The sequence below is a fragment of the Massilia soli genome (assembly GCF_016809835.1).
Classification (GTDB): domain Bacteria; phylum Pseudomonadota; class Gammaproteobacteria; order Burkholderiales; family Burkholderiaceae_D; genus Telluria_A; species Telluria_A soli.
In genome coordinates, this window is sequence record NZ_JAFBIL020000004.1 from 162,019 (window position 1) to 186,566 (window position 24,548).

Genomic DNA, 24,548 nt, shown 5'->3' on the forward strand with positions numbered 1-24,548 from the left:
GCTAGGAGCTGCCGCAGTGCGACCGCTTCAACATATTGGTATCCTAAGAACCGTCATTCCCGCGAAGGCGGGAATCCATGCATGGCGCTATTTCTGGCGCTGTGCGGGTTCCCGCTTGCGCGGGAACGACGGGTTGCTTTAACTCATGTTACTGGCAGGCTTCGCATTCCTCGAAACCGTCGTCGCCTGGACGCAGGTAGCATGCCGCGCCGTCTTCTTCCGCTGCCGCCTGGGTGGCTGCCGCCGCCGCTGCCGGAGCCGGAGCAGCCGCCGCCATCGCGCTGGCCGACATGCCGCCGTCGACGTTGACTGCGTTCAGCGCGCCGGTACGCGAGGTCGACTTCTCCATGTGCGTCGCCGCGATGGTGCGCAGGTAGTAGGTGGTCTTCAAGCCGCGCAGCCATGCCAGCTTGTAGGTCTCGTCGAGCTTCTTGCCCGATGCGCCAGCCATGTAGATGTTCAGCGACTGGGCCTGGTCGATCCACTTCTGGCGGCGCGATGCGGCTTCCACCAGCCAGCTTGGCGATACTTCGAACGCGGTGGCGTAGATGTCGCGCAGGTCTTGCGGGATGCGGTCGATCTTGGCCAGCGAGCCGTCGAAGTACTTCAGGTCCGAAATCATCACTTCGTCCCACAGGTTGCGCGCCTTCAGGTCGCGTACCAGGTAGGCGTTGATCTCGGTGAACTCGCCCGACAGGTTCGACTTCACGTACAGGTTCTGGAAGGTCGGCTCGATACAGGCCGACACGCCGATGATGTTCGAGATCGTCGCGGTCGGCGCAATCGCCACGCAGTTCGAGTTACGCATGCCGAACTGCTTGATGCGCTCGCGCACCACGGTCCAGTCCATCGACTCGGACGCGTCGACTTCGAGGTAGCCGCCGCGCTCTTGCGCCAGCAGCTTGACCGAGTCTTGCGGGAGGATGCCGCGGTCCCACAGCGAACCTTCGTACGACGCGTAGCGGCCGCGTTCTTCAGCCAGCTCGGTCGACGCCAGGTAGGCGTAGTAGCAAACGGCTTCCATCGAGTTGTCGGCGAATTCCACCGCGGCCATCGACGAATACGGTACGCGCATCATGTGCAGGCAGTCCTGGAAGCCCATGATACCCATGCCGACCGGACGGTGGCGCATGTTGGCGTTACGCGCTTTTTCGACGGCGTAGTAGTTAATATCGATGACGTTGTCGAGCATGCGCATCGCGGTGCGCACCGTCTTCTGCAGCTTGATCTTGTCGAGCTTGCCATCCTTCATGTGGGCCGGCAGGTTGACCGAACCGAGGTTGCAGACGGCGATTTCGTCCGGGCCGGTGTTCAGGGTGATCTCGGTGCACAGGTTCGAGCTGTGGACCACGCCGACGTGCTGCTGCGGCGAACGGATGTTGCATGGGTCCTTGAACGTGATCCATGGGTGGCCGGTTTCGAACAGCATCGACAGCATCTTGCGCCACAGGTCGAGCGCTTCGATCTTCTTGAAGACGCGCATTTCGCCGGCGGCTGCCTTGTTTTCGTAGCCGACGTAGGCTTCTTCGAAGGCCTTGCCGACCTTGTCATGCAAGTCGGGCGTCTCGGATGGCGAGAACAGCGTCCAGGTGCCCTTCTCCATCACGCGCTTCATGAACATGTCCGGAATCCAGTTCGCGGTGTTCATGTCGTGGGTGCGGCGGCGATCATCGCCGGTGTTCTTGCGCAGGTCGAGGAATTCCTCGATGTCCATGTGCCAGGTTTCCAGGTAGGCGCAGACCGCGCCCTTGCGCTTGCCGCCCTGGTTGACCGCGACGGCGGTGTCGTTGACCACTTTCAGGAACGGCACCACGCCTTGCGATTTGCCGTTGGTGCCCTTGATGTGGGCGCCGAGCGCACGCACCGGGGTCCAGTCGTTACCGAGGCCGCCGGCGAATTTCGCCAGCAGCGCGTTTTCCTTGATGGCGTCGTAGATGCCTTCCAGGTCGTCCGAGACGGTGGTCAGGTAGCACGACGACAGCTGCGAACGCAGGGTGCCCGAGTTGAACAGGGTCGGGGTCGAGCTCATGAAGTCGAACGACGACAGCAGGTTGTAGAACTCGATGGCGCGCGCTTCGCGGTTTTCTTCGCGCAGCGACAGGCCCATCGCGACGCGCATGTAGAACGCCTGCGGCATCTCGATGCGGGTGTCGCGTACGTGCAGGAAGTAGCGGTCGTACAGGGTTTGCAGGCCGATGTAGCCGAACTGCAGGTCGCGGTCGGCGACCAGCGCCTTGGCCAGCTTGGCCAGGTCGTAGTTTGCCAGTTCCGGGTCGAGCAGCTCGTTGGTGATGCCCTTGGCGATGTACTGCGGGAAGTACTCGACATAGGCGGCGGCGGCGTTGGCCTGCGCGACTTCCTTGCCGAAGACTTCCTTGCGGATCGTGTGCAGCAGGATGCGGGCGGTGACCTGCGAGTAGGCCGGGTCTTTTTCCATCAGCGCGCGCGCCGCCAGGATGGCCGACTTGTGCAGCTCTTCGACCGGCACGCCGTCGTACAGGTTCTTGACCGTCTCGGCCAGGATGGCGTCGGCGTCAACGTGCTTTTCCAGGCCGATGCAGGCCGCGTTGATCAGGCTGACGACCTGGTTCATGTCGAGCAGGCGGCGTTCGCCGTTCTCGGTCACGTGGATCTGCGGTGCCGCGATATCGCTGGCGCCGCCTTGCGACTGCTTGAGCGCCTTGCGCTCTTCCATCTGCTTGGCGCGGTACAGGACATAGGCGCGCGCGACATCGTGCTCGCCCGAGCGCATCAGCGACAATTCGACCTGGTCTTGCACGTCTTCGATGTGGAAGGTGCCGCCGGATGGCTGGCGGCGCACCAGGGCCGCGACGACGTTGTCGGTCAGCTGCTCGACCAGCTCGCGCACACGCGCCGAAGCTGCGCCCTGCCCGCCGTTCACGGCGAGGAAGGCTTTGGTCATGGCGACCTGGATTTTAGATGGTTCGAACGCGACCACGGAACCGTTACGGCGGATGATGCGGTAATCGCCGTTGGCGACGATGGCTTGTGCGCCGGACTGCGCTGCGTTACCGGTCGCCCCTGGTGTGACGTGGTTGGTGATCGAAATATCTAGGGAAGTTTGCATTGAGTCTCTCCAGGAACGACGTGCAGTAATGCTGCCGCCGATTGTTATGAGTCAAACCGGGCGACGCCGGTTCACGAACAAATCAAAAAAGCAAAAAAATACCCTTCCGAGCAGTGCCGCCGAGGAGGGGAAACACAGTCAAAAACGGTTTTTATGACGCAAGATCAAGGCCTTATGAGCACTTTGAAATAAACGGGTGAAGTGTCTGGAGTACCACTACATCTAGTGCATTGCCTTCGATTGACACTAATTGTAGTGCCGTACCCCTCTCGTTGCAATAGCTTTAGGACATTGAAAAACTAATTTATTTGGCATTTTTTTCGGTCCACGCGCTTGACATTTCACAGGCCCCGTCCGCATTGAGGCACGCGGTGAGTGAGCACTAACATTTATAGATTCCGGACGAAAAAAAACCGCCGGATCGGACGGTTTTCTGTGCTCCCGATGGCGTCGTTCGCGCGCAGGCGGGAACTTGCGCGCAAGCTTTGGACTTGGTATGGGTTCCCGCCTGCGCGGGAACGACGGGGCGCTGACTAGTCTTCCGGCGCGTGAATATCCAGCTTCTGCATCTGATAGCGCAGCTGGCGGAAGCTGATGCCCAGCAATTGGGCAGCCTGGGTGCGATTGAACTGGGTCTGCGCCAGCGCGCGCAGGATGATGTCGCGCTCCACCTGCTCAAGGTACTCGGGCAAATTGCTCGGCAGTGCATCCGGCGCCTGGACCGGGGCGCTTGCCGGGCTCGCCACGGGGGCAGCCGGCGCCGGGGCATCGGCCACCGGCGCGGAAGCAGGGATGGATGCCGGCTCGGCCAGCCGCGCGCTCTTGAGCGACAGGTCGCCCACCTCGATCACGCCGTCGTTGGCGAACGCCAGCGCGCGCTCGAGCACGTTTTCCAGCTCGCGCACGTTGCCGGGGAAGGAATAGGCGGCCAGCGTGTCGAGCACCTGCGGCCCCAGTTTCGCCTGTCCCGGCCCGGCCAGCCGGTCGAGCACCGTGTTGGCCAGCAAGCCAAGGTCGTCGAGCCGTTCGCGCAGCGGCGGCAGCGACAGCTCGATCACATTCAGGCGGTAGAACAGATCCTGCCTGAATTTGCCGGTTTCGACGCACTTGGCCAGGTCCTGGTGGGTGGCGCTGATCAGGCGCACGTCGACCGGCTCCTCGGCGGTCGCGCCGATCTTGCGCACCCGCCGCTCCTGGATCGCGCGCAGCAGCTTGACCTGCATCGCCAGCGGCAGGTCGGCCACTTCGTCGAGCATCAGGGTGCCGCCGTTGGCCGCCTGGAAAAAGCCGTCGCGGTCTTCGCCGGCGCCGGTAAAGGAACCCTTGCGATAGCCGAAGAACTCCGCCTCCATCAGCGCCTCGGGAATCGCCCCGCAGTTGACGGCGATGAAAGGCTTGGCAGCGCGCGAGCTTTGCGCGTGGATCTCGCGCGCGGCCAGCTCCTTGCCGCTGCCCGACTCGCCGGTGATCGAAATCGGCGCCATCGAGCGGGCCAGCCGTCCGATCTGGGCGCGCAGGCCCTGCATCGCCGACGAATTGCCGATCAGGCGCGAAGGCGTGGCCGCGTCAAGCTGCGGCTCGCCGGCCGGCGCCGTCGACAGGCGCAGCGCCGACTGCACCATGATGCGCAGCTGGTCGAGCGCCACCGGCTTGGTGACGTAATCGAACGCGCCCGCCTTCAGCGCGACCACCGCGTTTTCGGCGCTGCCGTAGGCGGTGATGACGGCGATCGGCGTGCCTTTATATAGTGTGGTCACTTCGCGCACCAGGTCGATGCCCAGGCCGTCGGGCAGGCGCATGTCGGTCAGCACCAGCGCGTAGTCGCTTTTAGCGAGGAAGGCGCGTGCCTGGCCGAGCGTCTCGGCGCTGTCCACGTCCAGTCCCATCTTGAGCAGCGTTATCTCCAGCAGCTCGCGCAGGTCGGCTTCGTCGTCGATGACCAGGATACGGGGTGAACTCATTGCACTGCCTTTCTGGTACGTGGCCGCATCAGGCGCGCGGCGCGAACGTAATGACAAACCTGCCGCTGGCCTTCTGGAGGCCGGCGGCATTGGCGTCGAAGCGGTACTCGTAATCGAGCTTCGCCTCGTTATTCAGGCACAGCTCGCGCGCCAGGTACAGGCCGAGGCCGGTGCCTTTGCTCGACGTCGTGTAAAACGGCTCGAACAGGTGCGACCGTACTTCCGGCGTAATGGCCGGGCCGTCGTCCTGCACATGCAGCTCCATCTGGCCGCCCGCCTCCACCACCCACAGACGGATACTGGCCGGCAGGCTGCTGGCGTAGCGGATTGCGTTGGTCAGCAGATTGATCACCACCTCGCGCAGGTGAAGCGCGTCGAAGCGTACCGGCCCGCTGCCGCTGTGGCCGACCCAGACTATATCATCGGCCAACCCATGGGTTTCCTGGAACTCGGCCTTCAGCTCGGCCAGGAAAGCGGCCAGGTACAACGGCTCGCCGTTGGGCTGCACCTTGCGCGACAGCTTCAGGATGTCCTCGACCATGCGGTCGACGCGGGCCACGTTGTCGCCGACGATCTTCAGCAGGCGCGCATGGACCGGCGCCTGCAGGTCTTCGGCCAGCAGCGCGGTAGCGTGGCCGATCGCCGACAGCGGATTGCGCACCTCATGGGCGATGCTCGCGGTCAGGCGTCCCATCGACGCCAGCTTGAGTTGCTGCGCCTGGTTTTCGATGGCGGTCACGTCATGCAGGAAGATCACGCAGCGCTCGGCCGCGCCGTCGGGCGTGTCGACGCGCGCGAAGCGCAGTTTGAGATGGGCCGACAGCTCGCGCCGGCCGGACAAGGTCAGCGTGCTGCCCGATGCCGGCGCCTCGTGATACGGCTTGATCGTGACGAAGGCGGCCTCCTGGCCCGCGCCTTGCTGGTCTGCGGCCAGCTCCTGCCAGCCAACGAAGGCAAAGGCCACAGGCGCCAGCGCGGGAATATCGCCCAGTGCGAAATCAACCTCGCCCTCGGCCAGCCCGAGCATATTGCGCGCCGCCGGATTGCTGGCAAGGACATGGCCATCGCGCGCCACCACCAGCACGCCGTCGGCGACGTCGGCGATGACAATCTGGTTGATCGCCTGCTGCGTCTTCAGGTCGATGCCGCGTTCGGCCGCCAGCTCCTCCTGGCGGATCAGCTTCGCAGCAAGGCTGTTGACCGACAGGACAATCGCAAAGAAAGCCGCGCCGTACAAGCCGGCCTGCATCACGCTGGCCCCGCTCTGCTGGACCATCAGCTGCCAGGTCGTCTCGCCCAGCAGGAACAGGGTGACCAGCGCGGCCGAGAACAGCGCCAGCACCAGCGGCGCGAGGATGGCCGCGCCGGCCAGCGGGAACAGGTACAGGATCACCAGGCCGCTGCGGGCGCCGCCGCCGGTCAGGTACAGCAGCGAGATGACAGCGATGTCGATCGCGATCTGGCTGGACAGCTGCAGCAGGAAGCGGTGGCGCCAGTAATGGGTCAGCGCGACAAAGCCCATCGCCAGCACCAGGTAGGCCGAACAGGTTTCGGCGTACAGGAACTGGCCGCTGCCGTTGACGGCGCGGCCATTGAAGGTCAGGTAGACGAGGAGGACCAGCGCGATGACGACGCGCGTGATGTTCAGCGTCTGGAGGGAGCGCCAAAAGGTCGAGCGCGACTCGGCCGACAGCGCATACCAGCGTCCCATCGGCGGCTACTGCTTTGGCAAGCGGACGTGGGCGGGGCTGCAGTAATCGAGCCCGTCCGCATGCACTGCTTCAGAAGCCGGGAAATACACGCCGCAATGCGCGCAGCGCGCCATCGACTCGACCTGCGCCGGTTCGCGCGCGGGGCGATTGGCGGCGCCGGTGTCTTTCGGGGTCAGCGCGCGAATCTTGGCGCGAACGGCCACCACGACCAGGACGATCAATGCGATCCAAAACAAGATACGGGTCATGCCATCCCTCGGTGCAAGACAACTTCAAGAACAAACCGGCTGCCGACGTATGCCAGCACCAGGGTCGCGAAACCGGCCAGCGTGAACCGCAGCGCGGTCTTGCCACGCCAGCCGCGCCAGCGGCGCCCCGCCAGCAGGGCCGCGAACAGCACCCACGACAGCAGCGCGAACACGCTCTTGTGATCCCACTTCAGCGCGATGCCGAACAACTGCTCGGAGAACAGGATGCCCGACAACACGGTCAGGGTCAGCAGCACGAAGCCGATGCCGATCAGGCGGAACAGCAGCTTCTCCATGGTCAGCAAGGCTGGCAGCTGGTCGAGCGCGCTGGCGAACCAGCCGCTGCCGGCCGGGCGCGCATGCAGGCGCGACTCTTGCAGCGCCATCAGCACGGCATGGAAGGCGGCGATGGTCAGGGTGCTATAGGCCAGGATGGCGACGGCGATATGCCAGCCGAACGCCGGCGCGGCGTGATCGAGCTGGAACACGCTGCCCGGAAACACCGCCGGCAGCATGGCCGCAAGCGCGGCGGACGGCATTACCAGGCGGCGAAGGCCATCGAGCGCGAAGTTGCGGTTCTCGAGCCAGTAGACCATCACCGAGATCCACATCGCGGCCGAAATCATGGCAGCGAAGCCGACGCGCAAGCTGCCCGGTCCCATCATGCCCTGCCACAAAGCGGCCCCATGCAACAGCCATGCGCCGGCGGTGACGCCGGAAATGATCGTGCCCAGCCGGGTCGGGAGCACGGCGCACACGGCATAAAGCAGCGCGGCGGCAAAAAGGAGGTAGGTCTGCATTCAGCCAAGTTTACACTATCGCGGCCCGGAGAGCCGGCCGCCGCCCCGGAATCACCAGCAAATATTTATTACCTCCAATATTCCAAAATCGGGGACAGACCACCATTTTGGAAGATTCCAAAATGGTGGTCTGTCCCCGATTTTGGAACGTTGGGAGGCGTTAATCGACGGCGGCCATGCGCAGCTCGTCGCTGTGGTGGCGTTGCTGCTCCTCCATCACCAACTGGCCGAGCTCGCGCTTGAGGGCGTTGAATTCGGGCGCGGCGGGGTCGCGCGGGCGCGCCAGCGTCACCGTCAGGTCGCGCTTGACCGTGCCGGGACGGTACGTCATCACCACGATCCGGTCCGCCAGGTAAATCGCTTCTTCTATGCTGTGCGTGACGAAGATGATCGTTTTCTTGAGCTCGGCCCAGATGCGCAGCAGCTCGTCCTGCAGGTTGCGCCGCGTTAGCGCATCGAGCGCGCCGAACGGTTCGTCCATCAGCATCACCGGCGAGTCCAGCGCCAGCACCCGCGCTATCGCTACCCGCTGGCGCATCCCGCCCGACAGGTCCTTCGGGTAGCGCTTGCGGAAGTCCGACAGCGATAACATCCCCAGCAGCTTGCCGACCGTGGCGTCGATCACGCCCTTGCCTGTGCCTTTGATCTGCAGCCCGAAGGCGACGTTTTCTTCGACTGTCATCCAGGGAAATAGCGCGTATTCCTGAAACACCATGCCGCGGTCCGGCCCCGGCCCCGTCACGTCGCCGCCATTGGCCACGATGCTGCCGCTGGTCGGCAGCGCGAATCCGGCAATCGCGTTGAGCAAGGTCGACTTGCCGCAGCCCGATGGCCCCAGCAGGCAGGTGAATTGCCCGCTCGGGATTTCCAGGTCGATGTCCTTGAGCGCGATCAGTTCGCGTTCGTCATTACGGAAAACCTTGTTGACGCCTTTAATGCTGATGGGCGATGCGCTCATGTCAGTTCTCCAGGCCACGGTGCCAGCGCAGCAGGTGGTTGTTGAGACGGTTCATGCCGACGTCGATCGCCAGCCCCAGCAGGCCAATGGTGATCATGCCGGCCATGATTTTGTCGGACAGGAAGAATTCGCGGGCTTCGAGGATGCGGTAACCGAGCCCGTCGTTCACGGCGATCATCTCCGACACGATCACGACGATGAACGCGGTGCCGATCCCGATCCGCACGCCCGACAATATATAAGGCACCGCAGCGGGCAGGATCACGCGCAGGAACAAGGTGCCGCCGCCGGCGCCGAGGTTGCGCGCGGCGCGCAGGTAAATACCGTCGACATGGCGCACACCGGCGATGGTGTTCATCAGCACCGGGAAGAACGCCCCCAGCGCGATCAGGAACACGGCCGGCGGGTCGCCCAGTCCGAACCACAGCATCGACAGCGGGATGTAGGCTATCGGGGGAATCGGCCGCAGCACCTGCAGCAGCGGGTTGAACCAGGCGTAGACTCTCGGGCTCGCTCCCATCGCCAGGCCGAGCGGCAGCGCCAGCCCGGCGCCAACCACGAAGCCGGCCACCACGCGGTACAGGCTGCCGATCGAGTCGACCACCAGCTCGCCGGAGAATGCCCAGGCCAGCCAGCTGCCCGCACTGTGCGGCTGCAGGGGCAGCAGGTACGCCACCCACTTTTCCGCCACCGCCAGCGGCGACGGCAACACCTGTGGATTGACCCAGCCGAGCATCGCCGCCGCCTGCCAGACCGCGATCAGCAACGCCGGCGCCACCGCCCCGACCGCGATTTCCTTCACATGCTTGCTTTTCATGATCGCTCCCGGGCGAGGTTACTGGACGTTCAGGCTCTTCTTTGCGGCATCGAGCAAATCGGTGCGGACCCAGTCCCGGGCCACCGGCGGCTTGCTCATCCGTCCGACGCCGGTCCTGGCCATCGTGTCGGTGGTGATCTGGATGTGTTCCGGGGTAATGTCGTACGAGTACGGCGAATTGCTGATCGCGTCGTCGAAGTCATCCTTGCTGATCTGGCCCTTGAACATCACATCGCGCACGTAGCGCTCGGCCACGGCCTTGTCGTCGATGAACATTTTGGTGGCCATCACGAAGCAGCGCATGAACTTTTCCGCGACCGCGCGCTTTTGGCCATAAAACGCCTCGGTCATTACCATCGTCCGGATCGGCGAGCCGATCGGCGTGCCGTAAGGTTTGAGCACCTCGACCCCAAAGCCCTTGTTGATCGCCTGCGACGATTGCGGCTCGGACTGCATCATGGCGTCGATATCCTTGCCGAGCAAGGCGTGGTTCAGGTCCGAATACGCGAGGTAGACCAGCTGCACATCCTTGCCAGGCACCGGGTCGCCCTTCAGGCCGTGCTGCTGCAGCAGCGCCATCAGCAGCACTTCCTGGATCGCGCCGCGCGTCACGCCAACCTTCTTGCCTTTCAGGTCCTTGATTTCCTTGATGTTCAGGCCGGGCCGCGCAACCAGCCGCGCACCGCCCCGGGCAAAGCCGGCCACCACGAACACCGGGGTGCCGCCCGCGCGGCCGGCGATCGCCGCCTCCGACGCGGTCGCGCCGACATCGAGTTCGCCAGCGATGATCGCCTGCATCACGTCCAGGCCCTTGGCAAACACCCGCTCCTCGACCTTGATGCCGCACTTGGGCGCGATCTCCTTGATATAGGCCACGGCGCCAAAATGGGCGAGCTTGAGGTTGCCTAGCCGGATCGTTTCCTGGCCCTGGGCGGCGCCGGCGGCGAGCATCATTCCAATAGCGATGGCCTTGCACATCGTGAACGCTGTCATCCCTGTCTCCCCTGTTAATGCTACCGATACGAAACTTACTGCTGGCCGGAAAGGCTATAAGGGGCGACTACGAGTGTCAAACGACAACAGACCAAAGTTTGCGTTTGCTTAATAAGAGCGGATTTAGCCATGCGGCGCGGGTAGGCCGGAACAAGCTGCCACATAGGGTAAAATGTTGGCGCAACCGGCTCCGTGCCGGTATTTTTCGCTGTATGCCTCTAATTAGCCAGGTCTCCCATGTTAGATAACTTAACCCAACGCCTTGCCAAGGTCGTCAAGACCATGCGCGGTGAGGCGCGTCTGACCGAATCGAACACCGCCGACATGCTGCGCGAAGTGCGCCTCGCGCTGCTCGAAGCCGACGTGGCGCTGCCCGCGGTGCGCGAATTTATCGCCCGCGTGAAGGAAAAGGCGCTGGGCGAAGAAGTCATCGCTTCGCTGTCGCCGGGCCAGGCCCTGGTTGGCGTGGTCCAGCGCGAGCTGGCCGTCCTGATGGGCGCCGACCTCGGCCCGGAAGCGTCGCAACTAAGTTTTGCGCAGCAGCCGCCGGCGGTCATCCTGATGGCAGGCTTGCAGGGTGTCGGTAAAACGACCACCGTCGGCAAACTGGCCAAATACCTGCGCGAGCAGAAGAAGAAAAAAGTGCTGACCGTGTCGGCCGACGTGTATCGTCCGGCCGCGATCGCCCAGCTCGAAATGATCACCAAGCAGGTCGGCGCGGACTTCTTCCCGTCGACCAGCGCCGACAAGCCGGTCGACATCGCGCTCGCCGCCCTCGACTGGGCGCGCAAGCACTATCACGACGTAGTCATCATCGACACCGCCGGCCGCCTCGGTATCGACGAAGCGATGATGCAGGAGATCAGCGCGGTCCACAAAGCGGTCAAGCCGATCGAGACCCTGTTCGTGGTCGACGCGATGCTCGGCCAGGATGCGATCAATACCGCCAAGGCCTTCAACGACGCGCTGCCGCTGACCGGTATCGTACTGACCAAGCTTGACGGCGATTCGCGCGGCGGTGCTGCGCTGTCGGTACGCCACATCACCGGCAAGCCGATCAAGTTTGCCGGCGTCTCCGAAAAACTCGACGGCCTCGAAGCCTTCGACGCGCAGCGCATGGCCAACCGCGTGCTGGGCATGGGCGACATCCTGGCGCTGGTGGAAGAAGCCCGCAAAGGCGTCGACTCGAAAGCGGCGGCCGATTTGGCCAACAAGATCAAGGTCGGCGGCCGCTTCGACATGAACGACTTCAAGTCGCAGCTCGGACAGATGAAGAAGATGGGCGGCATGGCCTCGCTGGTCGACAAGCTGCCGGCCCAGTTCCAGCAAGCCGCGGGCGGCGCCAACATGGACCAGGCCGACCGCCAGGTGCGCCGCATGGTCGGCATCATCGATTCGATGACGCCGCAGGAACGCGCCAAGCCGGAGCTGATCAAGGCTACCCGCAAGCGCCGCATCGCGGCCGGCGCCGGGGTGCAGGTGCAGGAAGTAAACCGCATGCTGGCGCAGTACGACCAGATGCAGACCATGATGAAAAAGCTCAAGGGCGGCGGCATGATGAAGATGATGCGCTCGATGAAGGGCATGATGCCCGGCGGGATGCGCTGACAAAAAAGGGGGGCGAAGCCCCCCTTTGCCGCTCCGTACGGGGAAAAAAGCACCATTCCCCCTATGAAAACGGCCGAAATTTTCGAAAAACACTTGCAACAACAGTAAATCCCCACCAATATAGGCCGGTGCGTTCAATTGCGCAATTTCCCCATGTGTTCGTTTAGGAGGCTCGAAGATGGCAACAGCCAAAAAATCCCCAGCAGCGCCAGCAAAAAAAGCAGCCGCTAAGCCAGCTGCCAAGAAGGCCGCTCCAGCAAAAGCTGCAGCAGAAAAAAAACCAGCAGCTCCACGCAAGCCTAATGCAGCCTTCATGAAGGCAATGACGCCGTCGGATGTCCTGGCACAAGTTGTTGGTTCGACCCCGCTGCCACGCACTGAAGTGACCAAGAAGGTCTGGGACTACATCAAGAAGCTGGACCTGCAAGACCCGGCGAACCGTCGCATGATCAACGCGGACGACAAGCTCAAAGCTGTCTTCGGCGGCAAAGCACAGGTGTCGATGTTCGAAATGACCAAGCTCATTTCCGATCACCTGAAATAAAAAGAATTAGCCTGTCCAGGCAAAGTGAAAAGGCCCCGGTTGAAGAACCGGGGCCTTTTTGTTTGAGACCGTCATTCCCGCGAAGGCGGGAATCCATCAGCCGCATCTTAAACCGGCGACCTATCGGTCCCCGCATTCGCGGGGACGACGGCGACGCTGGCGGTTCTCACACTAAAACCCGAACGCCGCCTTCATCAGGTGAAACACCCTGGTGTTCTCCATCGTGCCTTTGAAGGCCTGCGATCCGGCGCCGGTCGCGAACAGCTTCACATCGCCGCCGCCGTGCGTCTCGCCGGTGAACCGCACCCCGGCCTCCTGCTTGTAGTCGTCGGCAAGCACCTGCTCGCTGGTCAGCTCGACCCGCTCGCCCTTGCGGTTCGGACCATTCCCGAACACCAGCGTGGTGTAGGTCTTGCCATCGGCATCGCGCGCCGGCTGGCCGTCGTGGTAGCTGCGCACGATATCGAGGATCGGGTTGCCGCGCCTGGCGTAGCCGTTGAACGTCAATGTGTGGTCATGGTCCGCCGTCACCACGATCAGGGTGTTCTTCAGCCCCGGGTCGATCGCTTGCATCTTGTCGACCGCCGCCTGCACCGCGTCGTCCATCGCCACCGCATCGACCAGCGCATTCTTGGCGTTCGATCCATGCAGCGCATGATCGATCTTGCCGCCTTCGACCATCAGGAAGAAGCCATCCGGGTCATGCGCCAGCAGGTCGATCGCCTTGCGCGTCATTTCCGACAGGCTTGGCTGCTCCGGACGCCGCGTCAGCTCGTAATCGAGATGGGTGTCGGCGCTGTAAATGCCGACGAACTTGCGCGCCAGCGGCGCGCCGATCATGCCATTGCGGTCCAGCGCCACCGAGTAGCCGCGCGCCGCAAACTCCGCCATCATGTCGCGGCCGTCCGCCCTGCCCTTCGGATTGCGCTCCTTGTCGTATGGCGTAAAGTGGTTGCGCCCTCCACCCATCAGGACATCGACGCCATCCTTCAGCGCCGCGTTGTAGCCCGCGCCTCCCGGCACCACCTGCGCTGCGATCGAGTACGCGGCGTCGCGGTCGCACACATGCGAGAACGTCGAGGCCGGCGTGGCATGCGTCAGCTCGGTGGTGGTGATCGCGCCCACCGCCTTGCCCCTGGCCTTGGCCAGTTCCAGGATGGTCGGCGCCGCGCGGCCGTTGCCTTCGCCGCAGCGGTCGATGGTGGCATTGCCGTTGGCGTCCTTGGCAGGCGACACCGGCTTCGCGCCGGCCATCGAGATGACGTCGTTGTTGATCTTAATGCCGGTCATGTATGCCCCCATCGACGGCGCGCTGTCGGTGGTCTGGGCGTCGTTCGAGTAGGTCTTCAGGCGCGCCGTGCGTTCGAACTTCTCGAAGTTGAGCAGGCCTTCTTCCTTGTACTTGTAGATGCGGGCGGCCGTGATGGTGGTCGGGCCCATGCCGTCGCCAAGGAAGAAGATGATGTTCTTCGCGGGACCGGCGGCGTACGCCGGGGCGATCGCGGCGGCCAGCAGCAGCGCGGGGAGTCGGTTTGGTTTCATTGTTGAGCCCTGTTCATTGTGCGCCGCGGCTTACCAGCCAGCTGCCGCCTTGATGACCTTGAAAACGTGCGTGTTGTCGATGGTGCCGTGGAAGCGTTCCGCGCCCGCGCCGATGGCGCCGAGGTAAACGTCGGTGCCGCCGTGGGTCTCGTTGCCCGGCGCCATGCGCACCACCGCTTCCTGGTGGTAGTCGTCGGCGCTGACAATGGCGTCGGTCAGCGCCGCTTGCGTTGCGCGGCCGCCCTGGACGCGGTTCTCGCCGGTGCCGAAGCCAATGATGGTGACCGGCGCGCCGTCAAGGTCGCGGCGCAGCTTGCCGTCGGGGAGCTGCTTGATCAGTCCCAGCACGCCAGGCTCGGTGGCCGTGGTCGGGCCGGTGCGCTTGGCATAGCCGTTCAGCAGCAGCGTGTGGTCATGGTCGGCGGTGGCGACGATCAGGGTATTCTTCAGACCCGGGTCAATCGCCTGCATCTGCGTGATCGCGGCCTTGAGCGCCTGGTCGAACGCCACGGTCTCCTGCAGCGCGCGTTTGGCGTTGGTGGCGTGCAGGGCCAGGTCGATCAGGCCGCCTTCAACCATCAGGAAGAAGCCGTTCGGGTTTTTCGACAGCACGCCTATGGCTTTGGAAGTCATCTCGGTCAGGCTCGGCTCTCTGGCCGGGTCGCGCAGCGCGTCGAAGCTCATGTCGGACGGGGCGAACAGGCCGATCACCGGCTGGCCTGGGCGTTCGTCGAGCGCCTTCATCTCGGCCGTGTTCATCGGCGTGCGGTAGCCCCTGGCGCGCAGTTCAGCCAGCAGGTTGCGGCCGTCGCCACGCTTGACGAAAGCGTCGACGCCGCCGCCCAACACGAGATCGAGCCCCGCCGCGCCAAGTGCGGCGTTGTAGCCAGCTCCGCCCGGCACCAGCGACGCGGCGATCTCGCCTTCAAGCTCGCGCCTGGGCACGTGCGCATACGTGGCCGCTGGCGTGGCGTCGGTGACGCGGGTGGTGGTGACCAGCCCGGCCGACATGCCGCGCTGCTTGGCCAGTTCAGCCAGGGTCACCGCGCCCATCGAGATCACGCCGTTGTTCGCCTTCACCCCCGTCATGTAGGCGGTCATCGAGGCGGCGCTGTCGGTCACCTGGGCGTCGTTCGAGTAGGTCTTCACGAACGCCGATTCGGGCAGCGTGTCGAGCGTCAGCTGGCCGTCTTCGCCCACCGCGTAGATGCGCGCGGCGGTCAAGGTGTTGATCCCCAGGCCGTCGCCAAGGAAGAAGATGATGTTCTTCGGCTGGGCGCCTGCGCTTTGCGGTGGCGGCGCGGTGGCGCATCCGGCCAGGCCCGCCAGCAATGCGGCGGCCGCAACGAGGTGAAGTCGCATGTTGTGCCTTATCGTGTTGAGTTATTCGTGGAATTCCCACTTCTTCCATGCGCCGAGCACCGCGTTGGGGTACTTCGGCTTGCCGCGGCTGCCGTTGTAGCGGCCCAGCGCCAGGTACAGGTTGCCCTTCTCCATGTCGAGATACATCCGCAGGATCGAGCAGCCGTAGCGCAGGTTGGTCTGCATGTGGAAGAGTTTGCTGCGGTCGTTGTCGCCGATGACTTTGGCCCAGAACGGCATCACCTGCATGTAGCCGCGCGCGCCGACCATCGACACCGCGTACTTGCGGTATGCCGATTCGACCTGGATCAGACCGAGCACCAGGCCTGGGTCCAGCCCGGCCCTGCTCGATTCATACCATGCCGCTTCGAGGAACTCGCGGCGCGACAGGTCATCGGGGATCTTGCGCTTGAGGCGCTCGGACATCTGCGCCAGCCAGCGCTCGTAGCGCAGGCGCGCGGCTTCGTCGCGGAACACCGGCTTGGGCGGCCGCGCGTCCTTGATGGCGTTGGCCAGCGCCAGCCGGACGCCGTCGGCCATCGCTTCTTCTTTCTGGTTGCCGGCCTGCGCCACATTGGCGCAGGCGAGCAGCACCACCAGCGCGGCGCCGGCGATGCCTCCAATGCTTATACTGCTGCGCTTCACTGGGCGAGTTTGCCCTTGATGAAGTCCACCATGCCGGCGACCGGCACTGCGGTTGCTTCTGCATCGCGGCGGCCCTGGTATTCCAGGTTGCCTTCCTTCAGGCCACGGTCGCCGATGACGACGCGGTGCGGCACGCCGATCAGCTCCCAGTCGGCGAACATCGCGCCCGGGCGCAGGCCGCGGTCGTCGATGACGACGTCCACGCCGGCTGCCTGCATGGCCGCGTACAGCTTGTCGGTTTCTTCCTTGACCATCTCGCTGCGGTCGTAGCCCATCGGGCACAGCACCAGCTCGAACGGCGCGATCGCGGTCGGCCAGATGATGCCCTTGTCGTCGAAGTTCTGCTCGATCGCCGCGCCCAGGATACGGGTCACGCCGATGCCGTAGCAGCCCATCTGCAGCGGCGCCGGCTTGCCGTTCTCGTCGAGGAAGGTGGCCTTCATCGCTTCCGAGTAGGCGGTGCCAAGCTGGAACACGTGGCCCACTTCGATACCGCGCTCGATCGCCAGCACGCCTTTGCCGTCCGGCGACGCGTCGCCTTCGATCACGTTGCGCAGGTCGGCCACTTCCGGCTCGCCCGCGTCGCGGCCCCAGTTGGCGCCAGTGTAGTGGAAGCCTTCGGCGTTGGCGCCGCAGACGAAATCGGTCATGTTGGCCACCGTGCGGTCAGCCACCACGCGCACCGCTTGCAGCGCGCCGATCGGGCCCAGGTAGCCAGGGATGGTGCCGTAGGCTGCGAGGATCTCGTCTTCGGTCGCGAAGCGGTGGTTCGCCAGGCCCGGCACTTTGCCGACCTTGACTTCGTTCAGCTCATGGTCGCCGCGGATCAGCAGCAGCCAGTTTTCCTTCGTGACTTTGCCTTCCAGCTCGCGCTCGACGGTCAGGGCGATCGACTTGACGGTCTGCGACAGGTCGACCTTGAGCATCTCGGCCACCGCTTCGCACTTGGTGGCGCCTGGCGTGGCGATCTTGGCGAGCTCCTGGGAGGCGGCGGCGCGCTCGCCGGTCAGCGCCAGCGCTTCGGCCGCTTCCATGTTGGCGGCGTAGTCGGAGGTCGGGCAGTAGACGATCGCGTCTTCGCCAGTGCTGGCGATGACGTGGAATTCATGCGAGCCGGTGCCGCCGATGGCGCCGTTGTCGGCCGCCACCGCGCGGAACTTCAGCCCGAAACGGGTGAAGATGGCGGTGTAGGCGTCGAACATGACCTTGTACGAGGCCTGCATGCTGGCCAGGTCGCGGTCGAACGAGTAGGCGTCCTTCATGGTGAATTCGCGGCCGCGCATCAGGCCGAAACGCGGACGGCGCTCGTCGCGGAACTTGGTCTGGATATGGTAGAAGTTCAGCGGCAGCTGGCGGTACGACTTGATCTCGCCGCGCACCACGTCGGTGATGACTTCTTCGGAGGTCGGCTGGATCGCGAATTCGCGGCCATGGCGGTCTTTCACGCGCATCAGCTCAGGGCCCATTTTCTCCCAGCGGCCGGTCTCCTGCCACAGTTCGGCAGGCTGCACCAGCGGCATCAAGAGCTCGATCGCGCCTGCCTTGTTCATCTCGTCCCGGATAATCGCTTCGACCTTGCGGATCACGCGCAGACCGGTCGGCATATAGGTATAAATGCCCGAACCGAGTCGTTTGATCATCCCGGCGCGCATCATCAGCTGGTGGCTGACGATTTCGGCGTCGGATGGCGCATCTTTAAGAGTTGAAATAAAAAAACGGGAGGCACGCATATGGATGAATTCTTTTTAAAAAGAGAGAGTTATAATCAACCTAATTTTAAAGGATTAGCTGGCCGATGCGACCATTCTTTGTACAAACAAACCCGTTTGATGCGGTATCTGCCGTTTTCGCGCTGCGAAAACCTGGTGGATGCCCGGATATGTGGGCAAAAATGTAAGAAGGCGCCCGGCCGCAGAAAGTTTCGAGGTGCACTATGCTCGATCGTGAAGGGTTCCGCCCCAACGTCGGCATCATCCTGCTAAACGCCCAGAACGAGGTGTGGTGGGGCAAGCGGGTGCGCGAGCACTCGTGGCAATTCCCGCAAGGGGGCATTAAATACGGCGAAACGCCGGAACAGGCGATGTACCGCGAGCTGGAAGAAGAAATCGGCTTGCGGCAGGAGCACGTCAAAATCGTGGGTCGTACCCGCGATTGGCTGCGCTATGAAGTGCCCGATCATTTCATCAAGCGCGAGATTCGCGGGCATTACCGCGGGCAAAAGCAGATCTGGTTCCTGCTGCGGATGGTCGCGCGCGATAGCGAAGTTAACCTGCGCCTGACCGACCACCCCGAGTTTGACGCCTGGCGCTGGCATGATTACTGGGTGCCGCTCGATGTCGTGATCGAATTCAAGCGCGATGTCTATCAGCGCGCCTTGCAGGAGCTGTCGCGCTTCCTGTCCTGGCCGGCGCATGCCGGGCAGGAACGCCGGCACACGCCGCGCTACCTGCGCCAGCCGCATCCCCAGCGCGCCCAGCAGCCGGCGCCGCAGGTGGTGGCGGTCGAGCCCCAGTGCGTCGTGGTGCAGGAATTGGTATTGGCTCCTGGAAAGAGCTAGTCGGCGGCGGGGATGGGTGGACAGCGGTACAATACGCCCATGTTCACCCCGTCCTCCCATGATGTGCGGCGCTTCTTCTGCGAAGCGTTCCGCAAGCAGCGCGCCGGCGAAGTCCTGACCCCGATGGATGCCATCGCGGCCGACTGGATTTCCCGGCACCCCGAATACGCCGATGTCTTATCCGACGCCGACAGCGCCATTGCGCGCGACTACTCGGTCGAAGGCGGCCAGGCGAATCCCTTCCTGCACTTGTCCATGCACCTGTCGATCGCCGAGCAGGTGTCGATCGACCAGCCGCCCGGCATCCGCGCCGCGCATCATGCGCTGGTACAGCGGATCGGCGAACATGACGCGCACCACCAGATCATGGAATGCCTCGGCGAGATGATCTGGGCGTCGCAGCGCAATGGCACGCCGCCCGACACCGCGGCATATCTCGCCTGCGTGCGCCGCCGCTAGGCGGCGAATCACCCCAGCTTATCGTCCGCGACGTGATAGCGCGGATCCTCCAGCAGGTTCACTTCGATCATGCCCTTCGCCGTTTCCAGCACCTCGCGGCAGTCCGGGCTCAAATGCCGCAGGTGCAGGCGCTTGCCGGCCTGGCGGTAGCGGTCGGCAAGCGCGTCGATCGCCTGGATCGCCGAATGATCCACCACCCGCGCGCGGCGGAACTCGATCACCACATCCTGCGGATCGTCCTTCGGCGAGAACATCTGCCCGAACCCGGCCACCGACGCAAAGAACAGCGAGCCTTCCAGCTCGTACACCTTCCAGCCGTTGGCATCGATCGAGGCGGTGACGCGCACGTTCTTGGCGTGCTCCCAGGCGAACACCAGCGCCGAGACGATCACGCCGGTGATCACGGCAATGGCCAGGTCGAACGCCAGCGTAACGACCGCCACCAGCAGCCCGACGAAGATATCGGCGCGCGGCACCTTGCCGAACAGGCGGAAGCTGCCCCACTCGAAGGTCTTCTGGCACACCACGAACATCACGCCGATCAGCGCGGCCAGCGGAATGCGCTCGATCCAGGCCGAGCCGAACAGGATGAAGGCCATCAGGAACAGCGCCGTCGCAATCCCGGACAAGCGCCCGGTCGCGCCGCTGTTGACGTTGATCATGCTCTGGCCGATCATCGCGCAGCCGCCCATGCCGCCGAACAGGCCGGTGACGACGTTGGCGGCGCCCTGCGCCATGCTCTCGCGGTTTGGCTGGCCGCGGGTGTCGGTGATTTCGTCGATCAGGGTCAGCGTCAGCAGCGACTCGATCAGGCCGACCGCCGCCAGCACCAGCGCGTACGGGAAGATGATCGCCAGCGTTTCCCAGCTCAAGGGCACCTGCGGCAGGTGGAAGGACGGGAAGCCGCCCTTGATCGACCCGAGGTCGCCCACCGTCTTGGTGTCGATGCCGCCCAGCGCCACCAGCGCCGACACGGCCAGGATGCCCACCAGGGTGGCCGGCACCGCCTTGGTCACGCGCGGGAACAGATAGATGATCGCCATCGTCAGCGCCGCCAGACCGAGCATCGTGTAGAGCGGCGCACCGCTCATCCACTGCTGCACGCCATCGGGGCCGGCAACCTTGAAGTGGCCGAACTGCGCGATGAAGATCACCATCGCCAGCCCGTTGACGAAGCCGAGCATCACCGGGTACGGCACCATGCGTATGAACTTGCCGAGGCGCGCGGCGGCGAACAGCAGTTGCAGGATGCCCATCAGGACCACGGTGGCGAACAGGTACTCGGGCCCGTGGGCGACCACCAGCGCCACCATCACCACGGCCAGCGCGCCAGTCGCGCCGGAGATCATCCCGGGCCGGCCGCCGAAGGCGGAGGTAATAAACGCCACCAGCACGGCGGCGTACAGGCCGGTGAGCGGCGACACCTGGGCCACCAGCGCGAAGGCGATCGCCTCGGGCACCATGGCCAGCGCCACAGTCAGGCCGCTGAGCAGGTTGGTCTTGGCGTCGCGGATATCAAAAGCAGGCAAGGGAGACTCCAGGGCAGGCGCCGGCGCGCCGCAGAAATGAAAAAATCCTTTCGCACCGGAGCGTGGCGCCGGCTGAAAGGATTTTTGGGGTCATCAATACGATGACCGGGGGATTAACGCTTGATGACCAGCGCCGAAGGCAGGCTGTGCAGGTAAGCTGCGATGTCGGCCATGTCGGCGTTCGACAGCGGCTGGACCTGGCCCGTCATGATCGGGTTGTTGCGGCCGTTAGGGCCTGCGCCGCGCTTGTAGGCGACCAGCGCATGCTTGAGGTAGTCGGCGTGCTGGCCGGCCAGCTTTGGATAGCTCGGGTCGATCGCCTTGGTGTAGTCGGCGCCGTGGCAGGCTGCGCAGTTGTATTTCTTGGCCAGGGCTTCGCCGTTGGCAATATTGCCAGCTGCGACAGCGCTCATGGACATCGCGCCGAAGAACAGGGCTGCAATCATCTTTTTCATGGTTCTCGTCCTTATTTCTTCGCGGTTTGGGCGGTCTGCTGCGCGTAGTACGCAGCCACGTCAGCAATTTCCTGATCGCTCATCGATGCTGCGATACCGCGCATCGACGGGTGCTTGCGCTCGCCCTTTTTGTAAGCATTCAACGCATTCTCGATGTACTTGGCCGACTGGCCGCCGATCATCGGTACGGAATAAACTTCTGGGAAAGTCGCTTTGTAGCCAGGAATGCCGTGGCAGCCGATGCACATCTCGACCTTGGCGGCCTTGGCATTGGCGACGACGTCAGCCGCTGCAGCAACGTTGGCGATGCTGGCGAACATGAGCAGTGCGAAGAATTTTTTCATGGTGGCGATGGTAAGAGGTAATCGGGTACCGCACGTGCAAAAACGACATCTTTCGCACTATCAACCTGCGATTCTAACCCAAACAGGTGCGGGCCGTCCACATTCGCGCTGTGCAATGGGAGCGCTTACAACGGACCAGCGGATGTGGAATATACTGAAACCAATCAAACTTCACCCTACCTTTCCCATGCAAGCACCGCATCAGCAGAACCGTTTTGAAGGCACCGAGAGCTATGTCGCCACCGATGACCTGAAACTGGCCGTCAACGCGTCGCTCACCCTGCAGCGCCCGCTGCTGATCAAAGGCGAACCCGGCACCGGCAAGACCATGCTCGCCGAAGAAGTGGCGCAAGCGCTGAACATGCCGCTGATGCAGTGGCACATCAAGTCGACCACCAAGGCCCAGCAGGGCCTGTACGAGTACGACGCCGTCTCGCGCCTGCGCGACTCGCAGCTGGGCGACGAGCGGGTGCGCGACATCCACAACTACATCGTCAAGGGCGTGCTGTGGCAGGCGTTCAACTCGCCCGAGCCGGTGGTGCTCTTGATCGACGAGATCGACAAGGCCGACATCGAGTTCCCCAACGACCTGCTGCGCGAACTCGACCGGATGGAGTTCTACGTCTACGAAACGCGCGAGATGGTGGTTGCGCGCCATCGCCCGCTCGTCATCATCACTTCGAACAACGAGAAGGAATTGCCGGACGCCTTCCTGCGCCGCTGCTTCTTCCACTACATCAAGTTCCCGGACAAGGACACGATGGAGCAGATCGTCCAGGTGCACTTCCCGACCCTGAAGCAGGATTTGCTGGCCGCCGCGCTGCAGACCTTCTACCAGCTGCGCGAGGTGCCGGGCCTGAAGAAGAAGCCATCGACCTCCGAGTTCCTCGACTGGCTCAAGCTGCTGCTGGCCGAAGACATCCCGCCGGAAGCGCTGCGCAACCCGGACGCCAAGGCCGCCGTGCCGCCGCTGCACGGCGCGCTGCTCAAGAACGAGCAGGACGTCCACCTGTTCGAACGCCTTGTCTATATGTCGAGGACCAACCGCTGATGATCCGGGTCGAGCCGATTACGCTGGAATTGAACGGCCTGCGCCTCGAGCCCTTGAGCCTGGGCCACGCCGCCGGGCTGCGCGCGGCCGCCAGCGACGGCGAGCTGTGGAACATCCGCGTCACCTCGGTGCCGGAGCCGCACAACGTCGAGCAGTACATCAGCACGGCGCTGGGGATGGCCGACCGGATGGCGTTCGCCGTCGTCGACACCGCCAGCGGCGCGGTGATCGGCACCACCAGCTACCACGACATCGTGGCGGCGGTGGACCGGGTTGAAATCGGCTGGACCTGGTATGCGAAAAGCCGCCAGCGCAGCCACGTCAACACCAGCTGCAAGCTGCTGCTGTTGACGCACGCATTCGACACGCTCGGCTGCGCGGTGGTCGGCCTGCGCACCGATCACCTGAACTTCGCCTCGCAGGCGGCAATCGAGCGGATCGGCGCGACCAAGGACGGCGTGCTGCGCCACTTCAATGCGCGCCGCGACGGCACCGTGCGCGACGCGGTCATGTACAGCATTCTGCGCAGCGAGTGGCCTGGCGTGAACGCGCGCCTGCGCGACAAACTGCACCAACACCAGACACCATGCTGATCGATTTCTTCTTTACCCTGAAAGACGCCAAGATTCCGGTGTCGATCAAGGAGTTCCTGACCCTGCTCGAAGCGATGGAGAAGAGCGTCATCGCGCCATCGATGGACGACTTCTACTACCTGTCGCGCCTGACCCTGGTGAAGGACGAGGCCAACTTCGACAAGTTCGACCGCGCCTTTGCGCTGTACTTCAAGGGCGTGCAGGCTTCGTTCGAGGGCAACAAGGCGATACCGCTGGACTGGCTGATCAAGCGCATGGAGCGCGAGCTGTCGGACGAACAGCGCGCGCAGCTGGAAAAATTCGGCTACGACAAGCTGATGGACCGGCTTAACGAGCTGCTCAAGGAGCAGAAGGAAAAGCACGAAGGCGGCAGCAAGTGGATCGGCACCGGCGGCACTTCGCCGTTCGGCAATGGCGGCACCAACCCGGAAGGCATCCGCATCGGCGGGTCGGGGCGCAACCGCAGCGCCGTCAAGGTCTGGGAGCAGCGCAGCTACCGCGACTACGACGCCGAGCGCGAACTGGGCACGCGCAACATCAAGGTCGCACTGCGGCGCCTGCGCAAATTCGCGCGCGAGGGACTGGAAGAGGAACTGGCGCTCGACGCCACCATCCGCGCCACCGCCAGCAATGCCGGCTACCTCGACATCAAGATGCAGCCCGAACGCAAGAACAAGATCAAGGTGCTGATGCTGCTCGACGTCGGCGGCAGCATGGACGACCATATCGAACGCACCGAGGAGCTGTTCTCGGCCGCGCGCACCGAATTCAAGAACATGGAGTTCTTCTACTTCCACAACTGCGTGTATGACTATTTGTGGAAGCACAACCGGCGCCGCAGCAGCGAGCGGTTTGCGACCTGGGACGTGCTGCGCAAATACCCGCCCGACACCAAGCTGATTTTCGTCGGCGACGCGACCATGAGCCCGTACGAGATCCTGCAGCCGGGCGGCTCGATCGAGTACAACAACGAGGAAGCCGGCGCCGAGTGGCTGGCCCGCTTCTGCCATGCCTTCCCGAAATTTGTCTGGCTGAACCCCGAGCCGGAAGCGGCCTGGCATTATCGGCAGTCAATTTCCGTGATCCTGCAGATCATGAATCACCGGATGTTCCCGCTGACCATCGAAGGGCTGGAACGGGCCATGCGCCTGCTCAGCAAGTAAGGGCCCGCCGCTCCCGCGAAGGCGGGAACGACGGGGCCTTTGCCGCACTCGAATCGTGCGCCCCCCTCGCTCTTGTAGAATCGGCAAGCGTCAAAAACGCGCAACGAACTCAACAAGGA

General features: G+C 63.7%; 22 protein-coding genes. 7 read left to right on the top strand and 15 right to left on the bottom strand.

Annotated features, from left to right (window positions below; all coding sequences use genetic code 11):
* Positions 1–148: 148 nt before the first annotated feature.
* The 8 genes from I4X03_RS10925 to I4X03_RS10960 form a co-directional block, all read right to left on the bottom strand.
* Positions 149–3,088 carry a ribonucleoside-diphosphate reductase subunit alpha gene (locus I4X03_RS10925; protein ID WP_223468254.1) on the bottom strand — a complete coding sequence of 980 codons (2,940 nt, stop codon included), beginning with the start codon at positions 3,086–3,088 and terminating at the stop codon, positions 149–151.
* Positions 3,089–3,621: 533 nt separating this feature from the next.
* Positions 3,622–5,049, bottom strand: a complete 1,428-nt coding sequence (locus I4X03_RS10930; protein ID WP_223468255.1) for a sigma-54-dependent transcriptional regulator — start codon at positions 5,047–5,049, stop codon at positions 3,622–3,624.
* 28 nt (positions 5,050–5,077) lie between these two features.
* Positions 5,078–6,760 (bottom strand): sensor histidine kinase, encoded by a 1,683-nt coding sequence (locus I4X03_RS10935; protein WP_223468256.1) that lies wholly within the window; start codon positions 6,758–6,760, stop codon positions 5,078–5,080.
* Between the two features lie 6 nt (positions 6,761–6,766).
* Positions 6,767–7,009: a PP0621 family protein gene (locus I4X03_RS10940; protein WP_223468257.1), complete on the bottom strand. Its 243-nt coding sequence runs from the start codon at positions 7,007–7,009 to the stop codon at positions 6,767–6,769.
* A complete protein-coding gene (locus I4X03_RS10945; RefSeq protein ID WP_223468258.1) occupies positions 7,006–7,809 on the bottom strand; it encodes a cytochrome C assembly family protein in 804 nt (267 codons plus the stop codon). Before I4X03_RS10945 ends, I4X03_RS10940 begins: the two co-directional genes overlap by 4 nt.
* Before the next feature lie 160 nt (positions 7,810–7,969).
* Entirely contained in the window at positions 7,970–8,767 is a 798-nt protein-coding gene (locus tag I4X03_RS10950; protein ID WP_223468259.1) for an ABC transporter ATP-binding protein, read from the bottom strand.
* A gap of 1 nt (position 8,768) precedes the next feature.
* Positions 8,769–9,584: an ABC transporter permease gene (locus tag I4X03_RS10955; RefSeq protein WP_223468260.1), complete on the bottom strand. Its 816-nt coding sequence runs from the start codon at positions 9,582–9,584 to the stop codon at positions 8,769–8,771.
* Positions 9,585–9,602: 18 nt separating this feature from the next.
* Positions 9,603–10,577: an ABC transporter substrate-binding protein gene (locus tag I4X03_RS10960; protein WP_223468261.1), complete on the bottom strand. Its 975-nt coding sequence runs from the start codon at positions 10,575–10,577 to the stop codon at positions 9,603–9,605.
* A gap of 237 nt (positions 10,578–10,814) precedes the next feature.
* On the opposite strand from I4X03_RS10960, the gene ffh reads away from it, so the two are divergent.
* Together ffh and I4X03_RS10970 are read left to right on the top strand one after the other, a co-directional pair.
* Positions 10,815–12,185, top strand: a complete 1,371-nt coding sequence (gene ffh, locus I4X03_RS10965; RefSeq protein WP_223468262.1) for a signal recognition particle protein — start codon at positions 10,815–10,817, stop codon at positions 12,183–12,185.
* 178 nt (positions 12,186–12,363) lie between these two features.
* Positions 12,364–12,729: an SWIB/MDM2 domain-containing protein gene (locus tag I4X03_RS10970; RefSeq protein ID WP_131428124.1), complete on the top strand. Its 366-nt coding sequence runs from the start codon at positions 12,364–12,366 to the stop codon at positions 12,727–12,729.
* Positions 12,730–12,900: 171 nt separating this feature from the next.
* Here the strand turns inward: I4X03_RS10970 and I4X03_RS10975 are convergent, their stop codons facing one another.
* Genes I4X03_RS10975 through I4X03_RS10990 form a run of 4 tightly spaced genes read right to left on the bottom strand, consistent with a single transcriptional unit; the run spans position 12,901 to position 18,008 of the window.
* Entirely contained in the window at positions 12,901–14,271 is a 1,371-nt protein-coding gene (locus I4X03_RS10975; RefSeq protein WP_223468263.1) for an alkaline phosphatase, read from the bottom strand.
* A gap of 30 nt (positions 14,272–14,301) precedes the next feature.
* Entirely contained in the window at positions 14,302–15,633 is a 1,332-nt protein-coding gene (locus tag I4X03_RS10980) for an alkaline phosphatase (RefSeq protein ID WP_223468264.1), read from the bottom strand.
* Between the two features lie 21 nt (positions 15,634–15,654).
* The gene (locus I4X03_RS10985) at positions 15,655–16,278 is read right to left on the bottom strand and encodes a lytic transglycosylase domain-containing protein (protein WP_370660507.1); all 624 of its coding nucleotides are present in this window, start codon (positions 16,276–16,278) and stop codon (positions 15,655–15,657) included.
* Positions 16,275–18,008, bottom strand: a complete 1,734-nt coding sequence (locus tag I4X03_RS10990) for a proline--tRNA ligase (protein WP_223468265.1) — start codon at positions 18,006–18,008, stop codon at positions 16,275–16,277. The genes I4X03_RS10985 and I4X03_RS10990 overlap by 4 nt, the downstream gene beginning before the upstream one ends.
* 203 nt (positions 18,009–18,211) lie before the next feature.
* Between I4X03_RS10990 and I4X03_RS10995 the strand changes: the two genes are divergently transcribed.
* Positions 18,212–18,835: an RNA pyrophosphohydrolase gene (locus I4X03_RS10995; RefSeq protein ID WP_223468266.1), complete on the top strand. Its 624-nt coding sequence runs from the start codon at positions 18,212–18,214 to the stop codon at positions 18,833–18,835.
* Positions 18,836–18,874: 39 nt separating this feature from the next.
* Positions 18,875–19,294 carry a DUF1841 family protein gene (locus I4X03_RS11000; protein ID WP_223468267.1) on the top strand — a complete coding sequence of 140 codons (420 nt, stop codon included), beginning with the start codon at positions 18,875–18,877 and terminating at the stop codon, positions 19,292–19,294.
* An 8-nt stretch (positions 19,295–19,302) separates the two neighbouring features.
* Here I4X03_RS11000 and I4X03_RS11005 read toward each other — a convergent pair whose 3' ends face one another.
* The 3 genes from I4X03_RS11005 to I4X03_RS11015 form a co-directional block, all read right to left on the bottom strand.
* Complete coding sequence (locus tag I4X03_RS11005; RefSeq protein WP_223468268.1) at positions 19,303–20,823, bottom strand: SulP family inorganic anion transporter; 1,521 nt, start codon at positions 20,821–20,823, stop codon at positions 19,303–19,305.
* 113 nt (positions 20,824–20,936) lie between these two features.
* Positions 20,937–21,278: a c-type cytochrome gene (locus tag I4X03_RS11010; RefSeq protein ID WP_223468269.1), complete on the bottom strand. Its 342-nt coding sequence runs from the start codon at positions 21,276–21,278 to the stop codon at positions 20,937–20,939.
* A gap of 11 nt (positions 21,279–21,289) precedes the next feature.
* Positions 21,290–21,622 (bottom strand): c-type cytochrome, encoded by a 333-nt coding sequence (locus tag I4X03_RS11015; RefSeq protein ID WP_223468270.1) that lies wholly within the window; start codon positions 21,620–21,622, stop codon positions 21,290–21,292.
* Between the two features lie 187 nt (positions 21,623–21,809).
* Between I4X03_RS11015 and I4X03_RS11020 the strand changes: the two genes are divergently transcribed.
* The 3 genes from I4X03_RS11020 to I4X03_RS11030 are packed head-to-tail and all read left to right on the top strand — an operon-like array spanning position 21,810 to position 24,429.
* The gene (locus tag I4X03_RS11020; protein WP_223468271.1) at positions 21,810–22,673 is read left to right on the top strand and encodes an AAA family ATPase; all 864 of its coding nucleotides are present in this window, start codon (positions 21,810–21,812) and stop codon (positions 22,671–22,673) included.
* The gene (locus I4X03_RS11025) at positions 22,673–23,266 is read left to right on the top strand and encodes a GNAT family N-acetyltransferase (protein WP_223468272.1); all 594 of its coding nucleotides are present in this window, start codon (positions 22,673–22,675) and stop codon (positions 23,264–23,266) included. The genes I4X03_RS11020 and I4X03_RS11025 overlap by 1 nt, the downstream gene beginning before the upstream one ends.
* Complete coding sequence (locus tag I4X03_RS11030; RefSeq protein ID WP_223468273.1) at positions 23,260–24,429, top strand: vWA domain-containing protein; 1,170 nt, start codon at positions 23,260–23,262, stop codon at positions 24,427–24,429. The genes I4X03_RS11025 and I4X03_RS11030 overlap by 7 nt, the downstream gene beginning before the upstream one ends.
* Positions 24,430–24,548: the final 119 nt, after the last annotated feature.